The organism is Bacillus cereus ATCC 14579, assembly GCF_000007825.1.
Classification (GTDB): domain Bacteria; phylum Bacillota; class Bacilli; order Bacillales; family Bacillaceae_G; genus Bacillus_A; species Bacillus_A cereus.
This window is the reverse complement of sequence record NC_004722.1, coordinates 3,885,394-3,904,371: the sequence shown is the minus strand read 5'-3', so window position 1 is coordinate 3,904,371 and position 18,978 is coordinate 3,885,394. Positions and strand designations below refer to the sequence as shown.

Below are 18,978 nucleotides of genomic sequence, written 5' to 3'. Positions count from 1 at the left end.
ATACGAAAGGAAGAATTATATGGAGATAAAAGAAATCTCTGTTCCGCAACAAGGTGTTGTAGCGGACTATATGAACGGTAAAAAAGAGATACAGTCATGTTTTGATTATATGTTAACAGAAGATGCTTTTAAACAACGTTTACATGATTTGCGTGAAAGGGAGTTTTTCCGCCAAGATTTAGTAGCGCATTTATTAGAATATAATACAAAATTACAAGCGGGAGAATCTACACTTCAAAATGTAAAAGCGCTTGGAGATGAAAATACATATGTTGTTATAGCTGGACAACAAGCAGGGTTATTAACTGGACCGCTTTATACAATTCATAAAGTTATTTCAATTTTACAGCTTGCAAAGGAAAAGGAAGAAAGTTTAGGAGTTAAAGTTGTCCCTGTCTTCTGGATTGCGGGTGAAGACCATGATATGGATGAGATTAACCATACTTTTGTAGCGAAAAATAAAAAGATGAAAAAAACTATTTTTTATGACCGTAATCCGAAAAAGGCGAGTGCTTCTGAGTCTGAACTTTCTGTTGAAGATTGTAGAAATTGGATTGAAGAGATTTTTAAAACATACCCAGAAACAAATTTTACAAAGGATGTATTAAAATTTGTTGATGATGCTTTGAAAAAATCGAATACGTATGTAGATTTCTTTGCTCATCTTATTACGAAAATCTTTGCTAATTCTGGTTTAATCCTTGTTGATTCACATCATCCTGAATTAAGAAAGTTAGAAATTCCATTTTTCAAGCGAATTATAAGTAAGTATAAAGAGGTACAAGAGGGGCTTCGTAATCAGCAAGAAGTAATTAAAGAACTAGGATACAAACCGATTATTGAAACGAAGTCTCATGCAGTGCATATATTCATGGAAATAGATGATGAACGAGTATTGCTTGAAGATCAACAAGGTAAGTTTGTTGGAAAGGATGGGGCGCATTCCTTTTCATACGAAGAGTTGATTGAAGAGATGGAGAGAAATCCGGCACGTTTTAGTAATAATGTTGTAACACGTCCTCTTATGCAAGAGTATGTATTTCCTACGCTCGCATTTATTGGAGGTCCAGGAGAATTAGCTTATTGGAGTGAATTACAACAAGTATTCCATACTGTCGGTTTTCAAATGCCACCTGTCGTTCCTCGTCTTACAATTACTTATGTGGAGAGAGATATAGCGACGGATTTATTTGATTTGCAATTGAGAGAAAGTGATCCGTTTTTAAATGATGTCGATAAATTGCGTGAAAACTGGTTGTCTAATCAAATAGAGGAACCGATTGATGATCATTTTGAAAAGGCGAAAAAAGAAATTGCCGATATTCATACATCTTTACAGCAATTTGTAAAGAAAATAGAGCCAGGGTTAGGTGCGTTTGCAGGGAAAAACGAATTGAAAATTAATGAACAAATTGAACTGCTGGAAAGAATGTTGAAAAGAAATGTTGAGAAAAAGTATGAGGTTCAGCTAAATAAATTCCGCCGTATACAATTCGCACTTCGTCCATTAGGTGCACCGCAAGAACGTGTGTGGAATGTATGTTATTATTTAAATCAGTTTGGTTTGGATTTCGTTGATCGTGTAATGGAAAACCCTTTTTCTTGGGACGGAAAACATCATGTTATAAAACTATAAAATCTTGCTCTTTGGAGCAGGATTTTATTTTTATTCCGTTGAATTTACTGTGAAGTGATTTTTTTTCTGAATTATCAATCAAAAAAGTGTTAAATATGGCAATTGCGTTGGATACTTAAATATATGACAAAATAGCACAAAATGTAAACGTATTATTCGCTTTTTCGACAGTTTTTTATTTAAATTCCCGCAAAAGATGATAAAATTTAGTATATAATAAAAGAAAATAGCGATTTGTATAGTATGTTGCCTTTGTTGGTAAGTTAAATGAGTCGTTCTTTCATATTATTTCATTCTCTAAGCGTGAAATATGTGTTTAGAGGAAGGGATACATTCAACATAATTAATTGGAAAAAGAGTAGGTGCAACAATGTTTAAACACGTAACAGTGCTTTTAAAGGAAACAGTAGACGGCTTAGATATAAAGCCAGATGGTACATATGTAGATTGTACACTGGGGGGAGGAGGACATAGTTCTTATTTATTATCCCAATTAACTGAAGGTGGAAAATTAATAGCGTTTGATCAAGATGAGATAGCGATTCAAAACGCGAAAGAAAAGTTCTCTTCATACGGTGAACAGTTTATAACAGTAAAGAGTAACTTCCGTTATTTAGCTGAAAAACTGCAGGAAATAGGTATAACAGAAGTAGACGGTATTTTATTTGATTTAGGTGTTTCATCCCCACAATTAGATACACCAGAACGAGGCTTTAGTTATCATCATGATGCACCGCTAGATATGCGGATGGATCAAGATGCCCCATTAACAGCGTACGATGTTGTAAATAGCTGGTCATATGAACAACTTGTAAGGATTTTCTTCCAATACGGTGAAGAGAAATTTTCAAAACAAATTGCAAGAAAAATTGAAGCTTATCGTGAGAATAAAGCTATTGAAACGACAGGAGAATTAGTAGAGCTAATTAAAGAAGGTATTCCGGCTCCTGCTCGTAGAACGGGTGGGCATCCTGCTAAGCGAGTGTTTCAGGCAATTCGTATAGCTGTAAACGATGAATTAAAAGTATTTGAAGAAGCATTGGAATCTGCTATTGAGATGGTTAAGCCAGGTGGAAGGGTTAGTGTTATAACATTCCATTCATTAGAAGATCGTATTTGTAAAACAACGTTTAAGCGAAATAGTACAACGCCACAATTGCCGCCAGGATTACCGATTATTCCTGATGAATTTAAGCCGAAATTAAAGCTTATTACAAGAAAACCGATTTTACCTTCTGATATAGAGCTAGAAGAAAATAATCGTGCGCGTTCTGCGAAGTTGAGAATCGCTGAAAAACGATAAAAGGGAGAGAGAGGTATGACTAATTTAGCTGTAAAGTACAAACAACAAGCGCAAGAAGAGGTGCAAATTCAAACGCCCCCACAGCAGATGGCTAAGCCGAAGGTTAAAGCGAAAATTACAAGAATCGAAAAACTGTTGTATGTAGCGTTTATTGGCTTTTTATTGTATGCCTGTGTCGCGTTTATTGGAAATAAAGCAGGCCTTTATCAAGTTAATGTAGAAGCAGCGACGATAGAAGAAAAAATTGTACAGCAGCAAAAAGAAAATCAAGAATTACAAGCTGAAGTAGAGAAGTTAAGTCGCTATGAACGAATCGCTGAAGTTGCAAAAAAACATGGGCTAGAAATTAATGCGAATAATGTGAAAGGCCTCAAATAAGGCAATAGGTGTGAAGGAACGATGAAGAAGAATATGACTAAATTTCATACCAATAAGGGAGCAGGTTATTTTATGATATTTTTCCTCCTGCTCTTTTTGCTGTTATTAGCCCGATTTTTTTACATACAATCAACAGGAACCGTTCATAATCAGGATTTAGATGCACTTGCTAAACAAAAGCATAGTAAAAAAGGAGTTCTTGAAGCGAACCGAGGAACCATTTATGATCAAAACGGTCATGTGTTAGCGCAAGACGCAAACTCTTACAAAATGGTAGCTGCACTAAAAGGTGCTAACTCAGTTGAGAATAAAGAAGATACTGCAAAGAAAATTGCAGGAGTACTTGGAAAAGGCGAAGAGGATATTTTAGCTTCTTTAAACAAGGAAGGTAGAAGTCAAGTCGAATTTGGAACGTTAGGCAAGGATTTGACGAAAGAAAAGAAGGAACAAATAGAAGCGTTGAAGTTGCCGGGAATATCTTTTATTACAGAAAATGCAAGGGTGTATCCAAACGGTGATTTTGCATCTTACGTTATAGGTCATGCAAAACCAAATGAGAATGGAACCTCGGTAGGTCAATTTGGCATAGAGAAAAGCTTGGATAAATACTTAAGTGCTTCGAATGGAGAAGTAGCATATACAGGTGATCGTAAAGGTGTGTCCCTTGATGGGGGAAAAGTTAATGTAAAGGCACCTAAAAATGGAGATAATGCTTATTTAACAATTGATCAACGTGTCCAAAGTTATTTAGAAGACGCGATGAAAGCAGCAAGTAAGCAATATGAGCCAGAAAGTTTAATAGGGATTGTTGCAGATCCGAAAACTGGGAAAATATTAGCGATGTCTACTAAACCTAGTTATGACCCTAATGATCGCCAAATTAAATATTTCTTCAATGACGCGATTGCCAATGCATTTGAACCTGGATCAACAATGAAAATTTTTACGTTAGCGGCAGCTATTAATGAAGGTGTGTACAAAGGACAAGATTATTATCAATCCGGGACATATCAAGTCGGAAATAGGAAAATAAAAGATCATAATGGCGGTGCTGGTTGGGGCTCTATCACGTTTGATGAAGGGGTAGAGCGTTCTTCAAACGTAGCGTTTGCAATTTTAGGAGATCAAAAACTTGGTCCAGAACGTTTCCGAAAATATATTCATAGTTTTGGATTAGATGAAAAAACGAACATTGATTTATCAGGTGAAGGATCGAATACAATTTTATTTGATCAGCAAATACAACAAGTGACAACAGCTTTTGGACAAGGTTCCACTGTAACACCAATTCAGCTTGTACAAGCTGCAACGGCCATTGCAAATGATGGGAAAATGATGAAACCTTATGCAATTGATAAAATTGTAGATCCGATAACAGACAAAGTAAAATTAGAACATAAGCCAGAAGAAGTAGGAAAACCTGTTACAAAGGAAACAGCAGCGCAAGTAAGACAGTTATTAGAACGTGTTGTTACATCTCCGAAAGGTACAGGGACAGCTTATAAAATTGATGGATATTCAGTTGGTGGTAAAACAGGTACAGCGCAAATTCCGGATGGAAAAGGCGGCTATATGACAGGAAGACAGAATTATATATTCTCATTCTTAGGTATGGCACCAATGGACGATCCACAACTTGTCGTGTATGTAGCTGTTAAACAGCCGAAATTAAAAGATGATGAGAACGGCGCACAACCTTTAGCTGATATTTTTAAATATGTAACAAAAAATAGTTTAGAGTATTTAAAGATTAAGCCAAATGAAGTGAAAGATCCGAAAAAGCATCTGAAAGAACAACAAACTACTGTTCCAGATGTAACTGGTAAAACGATGGCTGAAGCGGGGAAAGCGATTGATAAAGCAAAACTTCGTCCAATCATACTAGGTGAAGGGAAAGTACAGCAACAAGTACCAAAAGCGACTGAACAAACATTAAAAGGCGACCGAGTCTTCTTGGTAGGAGATAAGCCTACAATGCCAAATATACAAGGATGGGCACTGCGTGATGTTATGAATTTAGCGAAGACATTACAGCTTAACTTGAAACCTTCTGGTACAGGATACGTAACAGAACAAAGTGTGGCGGAAGGAACATTATTACAACCTGGTACAGAATTAGGTGTCACACTCGTACCGCCACTCGAACCACAGCAAGAAGCAGAAAAGCCGTAATGGTAAAAGAGAATAAGTTCTAATTAAATAAGTACAAGCATATATTGGAACAAGCTAGGCGTAAGGGAGGCTTGTTCCGATATGCGTGTATCAAATGTAACAGTTAGAAAACGACTTATTTTTATACTTATATCAGGTATACTTATTTTCACTATTATCGATATTCGTCTTGGATATGTGCAATTTTTTCTTGGGAATATGTTAACGGATCGTGCGAAAGATTCATGGAGTCGTAATATTACTTTTGAACCCGAACGTGGGAAAATTTTAGACCGAAATGGTGTGGAACTTGCCACGAATAAAAGTGCTCCAACTGTCTTTGTTGTACCGAGGCAAATTGAAAAACCAGCAGAGACTGCAGAGAAGTTAGCTGCAGTATTAGGTGTGGAAAAAGATGAGATTTATAAAAGGATTACAAAAAAAGAATCGATTGTAAGGTTAGATAAAGGCGGAAGGAAAATATCACATGACAAAGCGAAAGAAGTACGAGGATTAAGTTTGAAGGGCGTGTATATCGCAGAGGATTCTATCCGGTACTATCCATTTGGAAACTTTTTATCACATGTATTAGGTTTTGCAGGTAGCGATAACCAAGGTCTTATGGGACTAGAAAAATATTATGATAAAGAGCTAAATGGGGACAAAGGTCATGTGCGTTTTTTTGCAGATGCGAAAGGACAAAGAATGCCTAATGTTGGTGATGATTTCAAAAAGCCAGAAGCTGGTTTAAATTTAGGATTAACAATCGATGCGCGTATTACAAGGATTATGGAAAGAGAAATGAATATTGCTGAGTCAACTTATAATCCTGACGGTATGATTGCGATTGCAATGAATCCTAAAAATGGTGAAATTTTAGGTATGTCTAGTCGACCGAGTTTTGACCCAGCGGATTTTCAAAGTGTCTCTCCAGAAGTGTATAACAGAAATCTACCTGTATGGAGTACGTATGAGCCTGGTTCAACATTTAAGATCATTACATTAGCTGCAGCATTGAATGAAAATTTAGTAGACTTAGAGAAGGATACGTTTTATGATGATGGAGCAGCTGAAGTAGGTGGAGCTAGATTGAAATGCTGGAAAGCAGGAGGTCATGGCAGTCAAACGTTTTTAGAAGTCGTTCAAAACTCATGTAACCCGGGATTTATTGAACTTGGTGATCGCCTTGGTAAAGACCGATTATTTAAATACATTCGTAATTTTGGTTTTGGGCAGAAGACTGGAATTGACTTGCAAGGTGAAGGCAGTGGGATTTTATTTAATTTAGATAAAGTTGGTCCAGTAGAGCAAGCAACAACTTCATTCGGCCAAGGGGTTTCTGTTACACCGATTCAACAAGTAGCAGCTGTAGCGGCGGCTGTAAATGGTGGAACATTGTATCAGCCGTATATAGCTAAGGAGTTTATTGATCCGAAAAATAATCAAGTTGTTAGTAAAAAGACACCTGTTGAGAAAAGAAAAGTTATTTCCAAGGAAACTTCAGAAAAAGTTCGTTATGCATTAGAGAATGTTGTAGCGAAAGGTTCTGGTAAAGGTGCTTATATTGATGGATATCGTGTAGGTGGAAAAACGGGTACTGCTCAAAAGGTGAAAGATGGTAAATATTTAGAGAATAATTATATAGTATCTTTTATCGGATTTGCTCCAGCGGATGATCCAGAGATTGTTGTGTATGTTGCTGTTGATAATCCAAAAGGGGTTACACAGTTTGGTGGAGTGGTAGCAGCTCCGATTGTCGGGAATATCCTTCGAGATGCGCTTCCTGTTATGGGAGTGAAACCGAGAAAAGAACAAGTTGAGAAAGAATATAAATGGGGCGATACACCAACTGTGGAAGTTCCGAATTTAATTGGAATGAAAAAGAAAGACTTACAAACACAACTCGTCGATTTGAAGCTTGATATAAGTGGAGATGGAGAGAAAGTAATTAAACAATCACCAGAAGCGGGAGCTAAAGTAAAAGAAGGCTCAAAAATTAGAATTTACTTCGGGAATTAAAGGTAACATAGTACGTTTTATGGTACAATTGGTGGAAGTGAGTTCTTTATAGAACAGTTACTTAATTTGAGACAGTAAGTGTCTCATTCATAAATAGGTCAGTAGCACTTACCTCCTTATATAGGAGGTAATGTGTTGCTTACTGAAAAAAAGATAAATAAACAATGTAGAGAGGGTTTAGTGAAATGAAGTTGCATACACTTGTATCATGTTTGCATGATTTTCCAGTTGTTCCAAAAGAAAATCCAGAAATCACATCTATAGAAGCTGATTCACGTAAAGTGAAAGAGGGAAGCTTATTTGTATGTATGAAAGGATATACGGTTGATAGCCATGATTTTGCTAAGCAAGCAGCGGCACAAGGAGCGGCTGCTATTGTTGCGGAAAGACCAATTGATGTTGACGTTCCAGTTGTACTTGTGAAAAATACTTTTCGTTCGTTAGCGGTTTTAGCTGATTATTTTTATGGTCAACCGACACACAAGTTACATTTAATCGGAATTACAGGTACAAATGGAAAGACAACAACATCGCATATTATGGATGAGATTATGCGAGCACATGGTCATAAAACAGGGCTAATTGGAACGATTAATATGAAAATCGGTGATGAAACATTTGAGGTGAAAAATACAACACCAGATGCACTAACACTTCAACAGACGTTTTCAAAAATGGTTGAACAAGGTGTGGACAGCACGGTAATGGAAGTTTCGTCACATGCGTTAGATCTTGGTCGTGTACACGGATGTGATTACGATGTAGCGGTGTTTACGAATTTAACCCAAGATCATTTAGACTATCATAAAACGATGGAAGAATATAAACATGCAAAAGGGTTACTATTTGCACAGCTTGGCAATAGTTATAATCATAATCGTGAAAAGTACGCTGTGCTCAATAGCGATGATAATGTAACAGAAGAGTATATGAGAAGTACTGCAGCAACAGTTGTAACATATGGTATTGATACAACAAGTGATATTATGGCAAAAAATATCGTTATGACGAGTGGCGGGACTACATTTACGCTTGTCACACCATATGAAAGTGTAAATGTTACGATGAAATTAATAGGTAAATTTAATGTATATAACGTACTTGCAGCAACAGCAGCAGGACTTGTTTCGGGTGTGAAATTAGAAACAATCATTGCTGTTATAAAGGATTTAGCTGGGGTTCCAGGACGTTTTGAAGTTGTTGATGGAGGGCAAAATTATACAGTTATTGTTGATTACGCACATACGCCAGATAGTTTAGAAAATGTATTAAAAACTGCAAAACAATTTGCAAAAGGTGATGTGTATTGTATCGTTGGTTGTGGTGGCGATAGGGACCGAACGAAGAGACCGATAATGGCAAGTGTTGCAACAAAATATGCAACTCATGCAATTTATACATCAGATAATCCAAGAAGTGAAGATCCAGCGGCTATTTTAGATGATATGGTACATGGTGCAAGCGGGAAAAATTATGAAATGATCATTGATAGAAAAGAAGCAATACACCATGCAATCGCTAAAGCGAAAGCAGATGATATCATTATTATTGCTGGTAAGGGGCATGAAACGTATCAAATTATTGGTAAAGAAGTTCATCATTTCGATGATCGTGAAGTTGCTAAAGAAGCAATTACAGGGCGTTTAAACAACGAAGAGTAACAACGTGAGAGGAGGACTACATGTGCTTGAGCAAGGTTTATTAGTAACGGCAGGGGTAGCATTCTTAATTTCTGTTGCCCTTTCGCCATTGTTTATTCCATTTTTAAGAAAATTAAAGTTCGGACAGAGTATTCGTGATGAGGGACCAAAGTCACATCAAAAAAAATCAGGGACACCGACAATGGGTGGTATCGTCATATACGTATCTATGATGGTAACTTCACTTATTATGGCGATTAAGTTTAATTATTTAGGTGCAGAGGTTTCGTTATTACTATTAGTGACGTTTGGTTACGGATTGATTGGATTTTTAGATGACTACATAAAGGTAGTTAAGAAGAGAAATCTGGGTTTAACATCAAAGCAAAAATTAGTAGGTCAGCTTGTTATTGCTATTGCATTCTTTTTAATTGGAAAAGGGCAAGCGTTCCACACATACATCATGATTCCGGGAACGGATGTTAAGTTTGAATTAGGTTGGGCGTATTTCGTACTTGTCCTATTTATGCTTATTGGTGGATCAAATGCAGTTAACTTAACTGACGGTTTAGATGGTTTATTATCAGGAACAGCTGCTATTGCATTTGGAGCATTTAGTATTATTGCTGTGGCACAAGAGCAATTTGGAGTAGCGATATTCTGTATGGCAGTTGTAGGAGCTGTACTTGGATTTTTAGTATTCAATGCGAATCCAGCAAAAGTGTTTATGGGAGATACAGGTTCATTAGCTTTAGGTGGAGCCATTGCAGCTGTAGCGATTTTATTAAAACAAGAATTGCTACTTGTAATTATTGGCGGAGTATTCGTAATGGAAACTTTATCGGTTATCATTCAGGTCATTTCATTTAAAACAACAGGAAAACGTGTCTTTAAAATGAGTCCATTACACCATCACTATGAATTATGTGGTTGGTCAGAGTGGCGTGTTGTTGTGACGTTTTGGTCTGCAGGATTTTTATTAGCTGTGTTAGGAATTTATATCGGGGTGTGGATGTAATTGAAAACTGTAACTGAATTTCAAAATAAGAATATTCTTGTATTGGGCATTGCAAAAAGTGGTTATGCAGCAGCTACATTGTTACAAAAGTTAGGGGCGAATGTTATTGTAAATGACGGAAAGCCTTTAGCAGAGAATGTACTTGCTGCAGAATTACAAGCAAAAGGAATGGACGTTGTATGCGGTGGTCATCCTTTAGAATTATTAGAGAGAAATATTTCTCTTGTAGTAAAAAATCCAGGAATCCCGTATTCTAATCCAATATTAGTTGCTGCGAAAGAAAAGCAAATTCCGATTGTTACGGAAGTTGAATTAGCATATCGTATTTCAGAAGCACCATTTGTTGGGATTACGGGGTCTAACGGTAAAACGACGACGACAATGCTGACATTTGAAATGCTAAAAGAAGGACAAAAGCATCCTGTAATTGCAGGGAACATTGGAACTGTAGCGTGTGAAGTAGCACAGGATGCAAAAGAAAATGAAGTTGTAGTTACAGAACTTTCATCGTTTCAATTGATGGGAGTAGAATTGTTCCAACCTAAAATTGCTGCGTTTTTAAATTTATTTGAGGCCCACTTAGACTATCATGGGACGAAGAAAGAATATGGTTTAGCAAAAGCAAATATTTTTAAAAACCAAACAGAAAATGATTATAGTGTAATAAATGCGGATGATGCAGATGTGATGGCTTTGTCTGCGTATTCTAAAGGTCAAAAAATCCTGTTTTCGACAACGAAAGAAATTGAAGATGGTGCGTGTATAAAAGATAACGCTCTTTATTTCAAAGGTGAAAAAGTTATTGAAGTAAGCGATATCGTTTTACCTGGTCAACATAATCTAGAAAATATTTTAGCTGCGATGAGTATTGCGAAATTATTAGGTACTTCTAATGAAGCAATTACGGTCGTGTTAAAACGTTTTACGGGTGTAAAACATCGTTTAGAATATGTAACAACGATTAACAACCGTAAGTTTTATAATGATTCAAAAGCAACGAATATGTTAGCGACTGAGAAAGCACTATCTGCGTTTACACAACCGATTGTGTTACTAGCAGGTGGGCTTGATCGCGGAAATGAATTCGATGATTTAATTCCGTATTTCAAAAATGTAAAAGCGATTGTAACATTTGGACAAACAGCTCCTAAACTAGTAAGAGCGGCAGAAAAAGCGGGATTAGATATAATTGAAAGTGTCGATACTTTAGATGAAGCAGTGGTGAAAGCTTATGCTCATTCTAAAGATGGTGATGTCGTTCTTCTTTCTCCAGCGTGTGCAAGCTGGGATCAATTTAAAACATTTGAAGAAAGAGGAGACATTTTTATACAAGCTGTGCATAAACTTATATAAAGTAAATCAAAACATCAGTAGGCTAACACCTACTGATGTTTTGTTACATAGGGCAAAAGGTTCTGCCTAAAGAGGTGGTGTTTGTGGGTAATGAAGAAAACGCCTGATTTTATTCTCATCATCGTAACACTTTCATTGTTGACAATCGGAATGATTATGGTTTATAGTGCGAGTGCAGTTTGGGCCTCTTATAAAATGGGGGACTCATTCTTTTTTGCAAAAAGACAATTACTGTTTGCGGGTCTTGGTGTAGTAGCTATGTTTTTTATTATGAAAATTGATTATTGGGTGTGGCGTACGTATTCAAAAGTGATTTTGCTAGTTTGCTTCATTCTTCTTATTCTCGTTCTTATTCCTGGAGTAGGTCTTGTTCGAGGAGGAGCACGAAGTTGGATTGGAATCGGAGCATTTTCGATTCAGCCGTCAGAATTTATGAAGTTTGCGATGATTATTTTCTTGGCAAAGTTTTTAGCAGAACGGCAAAAATTGATTACATCTTTTAAACGTGGTTTATTACCGGCTCTTATTTTTGTGTTTCTTGCTTTTGGGATGATTATGTTACAGCCAGACCTTGGGACAGGAACGGTAATGGTTGGGACATGTATCATTATGATATTCATTTCGGGAGCGAGAGTTTTTCACTTTGCAATGTTTGGTTTGATTGGTGTAGCAGGATTTGTAGGGTTAATTGCATCAGCACCGTATCGAATGAAACGCATTACATCATATTTAGATCCGTGGTCAGATCCGCTCGGGAGTGGATTTCAAATTATCCAATCATTACTTGCAATTGGACCTGGTGGATTATTTGGGCTTGGACTTGGACAAAGTAGACAAAAATTTCTTTATTTACCTGAACCACAAACTGACTTTATATTTGCGATCTTATCCGAGGAATTAGGTTTTATTGGTGGTTCATTTGTGTTATTATTATTTAGTCTATTATTATGGCGCGGGATTCGTATCGCATTAGGAGCGCCAGATTTATATGGTACGTTTTTAGCAGTAGGTATTGTGGCGATGATTGCGATTCAAGTAATGATTAATGTTGGTGTTGTAACAGGACTAATGCCTGTTACGGGTATTACCTTGCCGTTTTTAAGTTATGGTGGATCAAGTTTGACATTAATGTTAATGGCAGTAGGTGTATTATTAAATATAAGTCGCCATTCTCGCTACTAAACCCTGTTTATAAGACAGGGTTTTTCGTATGTGTGTAAAAATGCAATATGTATATAGAAATAAATATAATGGAAATAAGAAAAGAGAAGCGGAGGAGTTAGTAGTGCGTGTATTAGTGAGTGGTGGGGGTACTGGTGGTCATATTTATCCAGCTCTTGCTTTAATTAGAGAAATAAAAAAGTTAAATCCAGAAGCAAGATTTTTATATATTGGTACGGAAAATGGACTAGAGAGTACAATCGTTCCAAAAGCAGGTATACCATTTCAATCTATTGTTATAAGTGGATTTAAACGAAAAATATCATTAGATAATGTGAAAACAGTAATGCGTTTTCTAAAAGGTGTACAGGATAGTAAACGATATATTCGTCGTTTTAATCCGGATATCGTAATTGGAACGGGTGGATATGTATGTGGACCAGTTGTATACGCTGCAGCCAAATTAGGTATTCCAACTATTGTACATGAACAAAATAGTGTACCAGGTGTAACGAACAAGTTTTTAAGCCGTTATGTTGATAAAGTTGCTGTTTGTTTTGAAGCAGCTATAGAGCATTTTCCGGAGTCAAAAGTGGTAATGACAGGTAATCCACGAGCATCAGAGGTAATGGAACAAAATGGAATGAAGGGGAAACGTTCAGTTGGGCTTTCTCTTCCTAAAAAGTCTGTACTTATATTTGGTGGAAGTCGTGGGGCTAGACCGATTAACGATGCCTTCGTTGAAGCAATTGAACAGTTTGGGAACAAAAGCTACGAAATACTATATGTAACAGGTGAAGTACATTATGACAAAGTGATGGAAGCCGTGAAGCAAAAAGGGAACCCAAGCAATGTTATTATTAAGCCGTTCATTCATAATATGCCAGAGGTACTAACTGGTGTAGACCTTGTTGTTTCAAGGGCTGGGGCAACAACACTTGCAGAATTAACAGCGTTAGGAAAACCAAGTGTGTTAATACCGAGTCCGTATGTAACAAATAATCATCAGGAAAAGAATGCACGTTCAGTTGTTGATAAAGGAGCGGCAAAAATGTTACTTGAAAAAGATTTAACAGCTGAAACGCTTATTCGTGATATTGATGAGATTTTATTAGATACACAAACATTACAAAATATGAAGCTAGCTGCTAAGCAACTAGGTATTCCAGATGCAGCAAATAAGCTGTATGAAGTAATGAATAAACTTGTAAAAAAATAAAGTGAGGCTTTAATCAGTGGGGAGTGATTCTCTCTCTTTGATTATTACCTTTCACTAATCGGATGTTTACTGGTATCCTCATTCCGCCTAATTTCTTTGTTATCACCTAATTTTGATTTAGGAGCTGTACTGCCCGTAAATAGAGGGATAACGTTAGGTGAACGCCCTGCATATTATTGTCATAAGGAGACTTAATATGGGGGAGATTATCTATGGAACAATTAGTAAATGAGCTTATAGAAGCAGACGTTGGTCGTGTTTTGGTTAACGAGCCGTTAGCACGTTATACAACTATGAAAATAGGTGGCCCAGCGGATATTTTAATTGTGCCAAAGCATGTAGCAGGTATTGAAAAAACATTACAGTTAGTAAAGCAATACAAAACGAAGTGGACTGTAATTGGTCGCGGTTCAAACCTTCTTGTATCTGATCAAGGCATAGAAGGTGTTGTTATTCGTTTAGGAGAAGGATTAGATCACTTAGAGGTCGAAAAACATAAGGTAAGAGTTGGTAGTGGATATCCTCTTATTAAATTGTCAACTTTACTTAGTCGTCAAGGGTTAGCTGGATTGGAGTTTGCAAGCGGTATTCCAGGAAGTGTCGGTGGTGCAGTATATATGAATGCAGGTGCACATAAATCGGATATATCGAGTGTATTATCGAAGGCTCTCATTCTGTTTGAAGACGGTGCAATTGACTGGTTAACGAATAAAGAACTGGAGTTTTCTTATCGGGCATCTGTATTGCAAACGAAACGTCCTGGTATTGTTTTAGAGGCGGTGTTTCAATTACAGGCGGGGAAACGTGAAGAAATTGTACGTAGCATGCAAAATAATAAAGATTACCGCCGTGAAACGCAACCATGGAATCACCCGTGTGCAGGAAGTGTATTTCGGAATCCAATCCCACATTTTGCAGGAGATTTAGTAGAAAAAGCAGGGCTTCGTGGCTATAGGATTGGTGGAGCTCAAATTTCTGAAATGCATGGCAATTTTATTGTTAATACTGGGGGAGCTTCAGCGCAAGATGTATTGTCTTTAATTGAATTAATAAAACATACAATTAAGGATAAATTTGATGTAGATATGCACACAGAAGTAGAAATCATTGGAAGATAACGGTTATTCGTTCCGCTCATTATCATTTATGTTATAATAAGAAGATAAGAACGGCATGAGGAACATGCCGTTCTTTATGTTACATAGGGGGATCGTACATGAATAATAGTAAAGTGATTAAACTACAAGATCGTGTACCAAAATTGAAAAATCAAAAGAAAAAAAACAAAAAAAATGTTAATCATCGATTGATTTTATACATATCAATTTTATTTTTATTAGTGCTCTTTTTAATTTATTTTCGGTCTCCGCTTAGTAATATAAAAAAGATTAGTGTGTTTGGAAATCACTATATGACGGATGAACAAGTAATGAAGGATTCAGGCGTGACATATGATACAAGTTATTTCCGAGTGACAGCACATAAAGCTGAAGAAAACTTAACGAAGCGAAAAGAAATTAAAGCAGTAAATGTAAAAAAACGTTTTCCAAACAATATTGATATTCATATCGAAGAATATTTAACGATTGGTTATATAAATAAAGAGGGAAAATTACAACCGTTATTAGAGAATGGAAAAACGCTTGATGTACTACCTAATGGAAAACTTCCTGTTGCAGCACCGATTTTCGAACCTTTTAAAGAAGAGAAAATGAAGGAGTTAATCGCTGAACTAGAAAAATTAACACCAGCTATTTTAAAATCTATTTCGGAGATTCGCTATTCACCAACGAATGCGAATGAAGATCATCTTACTTTATATATGAATGAAGGTTATGAAGTGAGCACTACAATTCAAAATTTCGCAAAACGTATGGAAGCCTATCCGCTTATTTTAAAAACAATTGAGCCAGGTAAGAAGGTATTAATTGACTTAGAAGTAGGTGCATATACGAAAGAATTAGGTGCGGAAGAAAAAAAAGAATAGAATGGTAGTTTTCGTTACTTATAGCAGAAAAAACGAAACGAATGTTCTATTATGTGTATACGAATTTAGAAGAATGGTTCATTTGATGAAAAATATGTAAAAATTCTTAGATTCATACTAGTATTGGTACAAGTTTCACTTTTCTATGAGTACATCTTAGTGTAGACTTATACTTGGCGGTAAACTTTACACTCGAAATAGAATTATTTCAAGATAAGCAGTTATTCATAGTTTACTGCGATATTCTTAATTGAATGCTAAATAAAAATAAGAAAAATATAGGGTTAAAAAAGGGAAACGTATAAAGACGTTGAATATTTTTCTTATAAATAGTAAAGTTGCGATTGTTGTTCCATATATTGAGTTGTATGGTATAAATAAAGAAGGAGGTGCCAAAGAATGAACAGCAATGAAATATATGTTAGTCTTGACATCGGTACATCCAATGTTAAAGTCATCATTGGTGAAATGGTTAATGACAGCTTAAACATTATTGGTGTTGGAAATGTAAAATCAAATGGTTTAAAGAAGGGATCGATAGTTGATATAGACGAGACTGTTCGATCAATTAAAAAAGCAATTGAACAAGCTGAGCGCATGGTGGGGATCCACATTGAGCAAGTTGTAGTAGGTGTCAATGCAAACCAGGTACAGCTACTTCCTTGTCACGGAGTAGTCGCTGTTTCAAATGAAGATCGTGAAATCGGGAATGAAGATGTCTTACGCGTTCTAGATGCAGCACAAGTTGTGTCAATTGCTCCAGAACGTGAGTTTATTGATGTGGTACCTCGACAGTTCATCGTAGACGGTCTTGACGAGATTAACGATCCACGCGGGATGATCGGTGTAAGATTAGAAATGGAAGGTACACTTATTACAGGCTCGAGAACTTTACTACATAACCTACTTCGTTGTGTAGAAAAAGCAGGTCTTGAAATTGTTGATATTTGTCTTCAACCTTTAGCGGCTGCAACAGTTGCAATATCTTCAGATGAAAAAAATAGAGGAGTAGCCCTTGTTGATATGGGGGGAGGATCTACAACTTTATCTATTTTTAAAGATGGAGAGTTACAAGCGACAAGCGTATTACCATTAGGTGGAGACCATATAACGAAAGATATTGCGATTGGGTTGAAAACTTCAACAGAAAATGCAGATCAAATTAAGTTGAAATATGGACATGCTTTTTATGATACAGCATCTGAAGAAGAGATGTTTACGGTTCCTATTATGGGAAGTGATCAAACAGAACAATATTCTCAGTTGGAATTATCGGATATAATAGAGGCTCGTGTAGAGGAAATTTTAATGTTTGTTCAAGATGAAGTGCGTAAGTTAGGAGTAAAGCAAGTGGCTTCTGGTTATGTACTAACTGGCGGAATTGCTTCTATGCCAGGTGTTCTTGATCTTGCATATGATATTTTACATGAAAATGTTCGTGTAGCAACTCCTGATTATATTGGTGTGCGTGAGCCCCAATATACAAGTGGAGTTGGATTAATTAAACATTCTTATCAAAAAGCTAAATTACGTGGGAAAAATGTGCAGGAAAAGCAAGAGCATTTTGAACCAGTACCAGCACCAGCACCAACGCCGGTACAACAGCAACCCACGAAACAAAAAACTCGTAATCAAAACAATAATAATCAAAATGATGACCGCATGATGTCAAAAGTAAAACGTGTATTCCGTTATTTATGGGATTAAAATTGGACACGAAAAATGAGGTTCTAGGGGGATTTCGACATGTTAGAGTTTGATACTACTCAAGATCAATTAGCGAATATAAAAGTTATCGGTGTCGGCGGTGGCGGAAACAATGCTGTAAACCGTATGATTGAACACGGTGTACAAGGTGTAGACTTTATCGCTGTGAACACTGATGCACAAGCATTAAATCTATCAAAAGCTGAAACAAAAATGCAAATTGGTGGAAAATTAACGCGTGGACTTGGTGCAGGCGCAAACCCTGAAGTAGGGAAAAAAGCTGCAGAAGAAAGTAAAGAACAGATCCAAGAAGCACTTCGTGGTGCGGATATGGTCTTCGTAACTGCCGGTATGGGCGGTGGAACTGGAACTGGTGCAGCTCCAGTTGTTGCTCAAGTTGCAAAAGAATTAGGTGCTTTAACAGTAGGTGTTGTAACACGTCCATTTACTTTTGAAGGACGTAAGCGTGCGACGCAAGCAGCATCTGGTATTGCAGCATTTAAAGAAAATGTAGATACTCTTATTGTAATTCCAAACGATCGCTTATTAGAGATTGTTGATAAAAATACGCCAATGTTAGAAGCATTCCGTGAAGCTGATAACGTATTACGTCAAGGTGTTCAAGGTATTTCGGATTTAATTGCAACGCCAGGTTTAATTAACTTAGACTTTGCAGACGTAAAGACAATTATGTCTAATAGAGGTTCTGCTTTAATGGGTATTGGTTCTGGTAATGGGGAAAATCGTGCTGCAGAAGCTGCGAAAAAAGCAATTTCTAGCCCATTACTAGAAACATCTATTGATGGAGCTCAAGGTGTTATCATGAACATTACGGGTGGTGCTAACTTAAGCTTATATGAAGTACAAGAAGCGGCAGACATCGTAGCTTCAGCTTCAGATCCAGAAGTAAATATGATCTTCGGTTCTGTTATTAACGAAGGATTAAAAGATGATATCGTTGTAACTGTAATTGCAACTGGTTTTGATGATAGCATTGCAACTCAACCACCAAAACCAATTATTCGTCCGAATGCGAACCACACGCAACAACAGCAACAACCAGTAGCTCAACCTTCAAAACAGCGTGAAGTAAAACGTGAAATGAAGCGTGAAGAGCCAGTTGTACATGAGCGTCATTCAGATTCAGATGATATCGATATTCCAGCATTTTTACGTAACCGTCGTAGACGATAAAAAAAGGAGCTTTCATGCTCCTTTTTATTTTTTATGGAAAAGACCTGCTAAGCAGGTCTTTTTTTATTTCGTATATTTCAATATATTTTGTTTGTGAAAATAAGAGTATATCATTCTATGAATTTGTACTTTTATTTTTTACCGACAGATTATGTCTAGAAATCACAAAATAACAAAAAAACACCTCCGCAAATTGACACACTTTCCTATTG

General features: G+C 36.6%; 14 protein-coding genes. All 14 read left to right on the top strand.

The features are described 5' to 3' along the window. Positions 1-19 precede the first annotated feature (19 nt). Positions 20-1,636, top strand: coding sequence for a bacillithiol biosynthesis cysteine-adding enzyme BshC (bshC, locus tag BC_RS19545; RefSeq protein ID WP_000403038.1), 1,617 nt, complete (start codon positions 20-22; stop codon positions 1,634-1,636). Between the two features lie 370 nt (positions 1,637-2,006). Continuing rightward, positions 2,007-2,939 (top strand): 16S rRNA (cytosine(1402)-N(4))-methyltransferase RsmH, encoded by a 933-nt coding sequence (rsmH, locus tag BC_RS19540; RefSeq protein ID WP_000472508.1) that lies wholly within the window; start codon positions 2,007-2,009, stop codon positions 2,937-2,939. Between the two features lie 15 nt (positions 2,940-2,954). After that, a complete protein-coding gene (ftsL, locus tag BC_RS19535; RefSeq protein ID WP_000182804.1) occupies positions 2,955-3,317 on the top strand; it encodes a cell division protein FtsL in 363 nt (120 codons plus the stop codon). Positions 3,318-3,338: 21 nt separating this feature from the next. Continuing rightward, positions 3,339-5,489 carry a penicillin-binding protein gene (locus tag BC_RS19530; protein WP_000739959.1) on the top strand — a complete coding sequence of 717 codons (2,151 nt, stop codon included), beginning with the start codon at positions 3,339-3,341 and terminating at the stop codon, positions 5,487-5,489. A gap of 81 nt (positions 5,490-5,570) precedes the next feature. Next, positions 5,571-7,487, top strand: a complete 1,917-nt coding sequence (locus BC_RS19525) for a stage V sporulation protein D (protein WP_001266234.1) — start codon at positions 5,571-5,573, stop codon at positions 7,485-7,487. A gap of 185 nt (positions 7,488-7,672) precedes the next feature. Continuing rightward, positions 7,673-9,148, top strand: a complete 1,476-nt coding sequence (murE, locus tag BC_RS19520; RefSeq protein ID WP_000766313.1) for a UDP-N-acetylmuramoyl-L-alanyl-D-glutamate--2,6-diaminopimelate ligase — start codon at positions 7,673-7,675, stop codon at positions 9,146-9,148. Between the two features lie 22 nt (positions 9,149-9,170). Then, positions 9,171-10,145, top strand: coding sequence for a phospho-N-acetylmuramoyl-pentapeptide-transferase (gene mraY / locus BC_RS19515; RefSeq protein ID WP_000893060.1), 975 nt, complete (start codon positions 9,171-9,173; stop codon positions 10,143-10,145). After that, positions 10,146-11,498 (top strand): UDP-N-acetylmuramoyl-L-alanine--D-glutamate ligase, encoded by a 1,353-nt coding sequence (gene murD, locus BC_RS19510; protein ID WP_000860115.1) that lies wholly within the window; start codon positions 10,146-10,148, stop codon positions 11,496-11,498. It begins immediately after the preceding gene. Between the two features lie 90 nt (positions 11,499-11,588). Beyond that, complete coding sequence (gene spoVE / locus BC_RS19505) at positions 11,589-12,680, top strand: stage V sporulation protein E (RefSeq protein WP_000753518.1); 1,092 nt, start codon at positions 11,589-11,591, stop codon at positions 12,678-12,680. Between the two features lie 103 nt (positions 12,681-12,783). Then, positions 12,784-13,878 (top strand): undecaprenyldiphospho-muramoylpentapeptide beta-N-acetylglucosaminyltransferase, encoded by a 1,095-nt coding sequence (murG, locus tag BC_RS19500; protein WP_011110342.1) that lies wholly within the window; start codon positions 12,784-12,786, stop codon positions 13,876-13,878. 212 nt (positions 13,879-14,090) lie between these two features. Next, complete coding sequence (gene murB, locus BC_RS19495) at positions 14,091-14,996, top strand: UDP-N-acetylmuramate dehydrogenase (RefSeq protein ID WP_000437020.1); 906 nt, start codon at positions 14,091-14,093, stop codon at positions 14,994-14,996. Positions 14,997-15,094: 98 nt separating this feature from the next. After that, positions 15,095-15,865 (top strand): cell division protein DivIB, encoded by a 771-nt coding sequence (gene divIB / locus BC_RS19490; protein ID WP_001065793.1) that lies wholly within the window; start codon positions 15,095-15,097, stop codon positions 15,863-15,865. A 399-nt stretch (positions 15,866-16,264) separates the two neighbouring features. Beyond that, on the top strand, positions 16,265-17,572 hold the full coding sequence (gene ftsA, locus BC_RS19485; RefSeq protein ID WP_001087558.1) for a cell division protein FtsA: 1,308 nt from the start codon (positions 16,265-16,267) through the stop codon (positions 17,570-17,572). A gap of 39 nt (positions 17,573-17,611) precedes the next feature. Further along, a complete protein-coding gene (gene ftsZ / locus BC_RS19480; RefSeq protein WP_000888984.1) occupies positions 17,612-18,766 on the top strand; it encodes a cell division protein FtsZ in 1,155 nt (384 codons plus the stop codon). Positions 18,767-18,978: the final 212 nt, after the last annotated feature.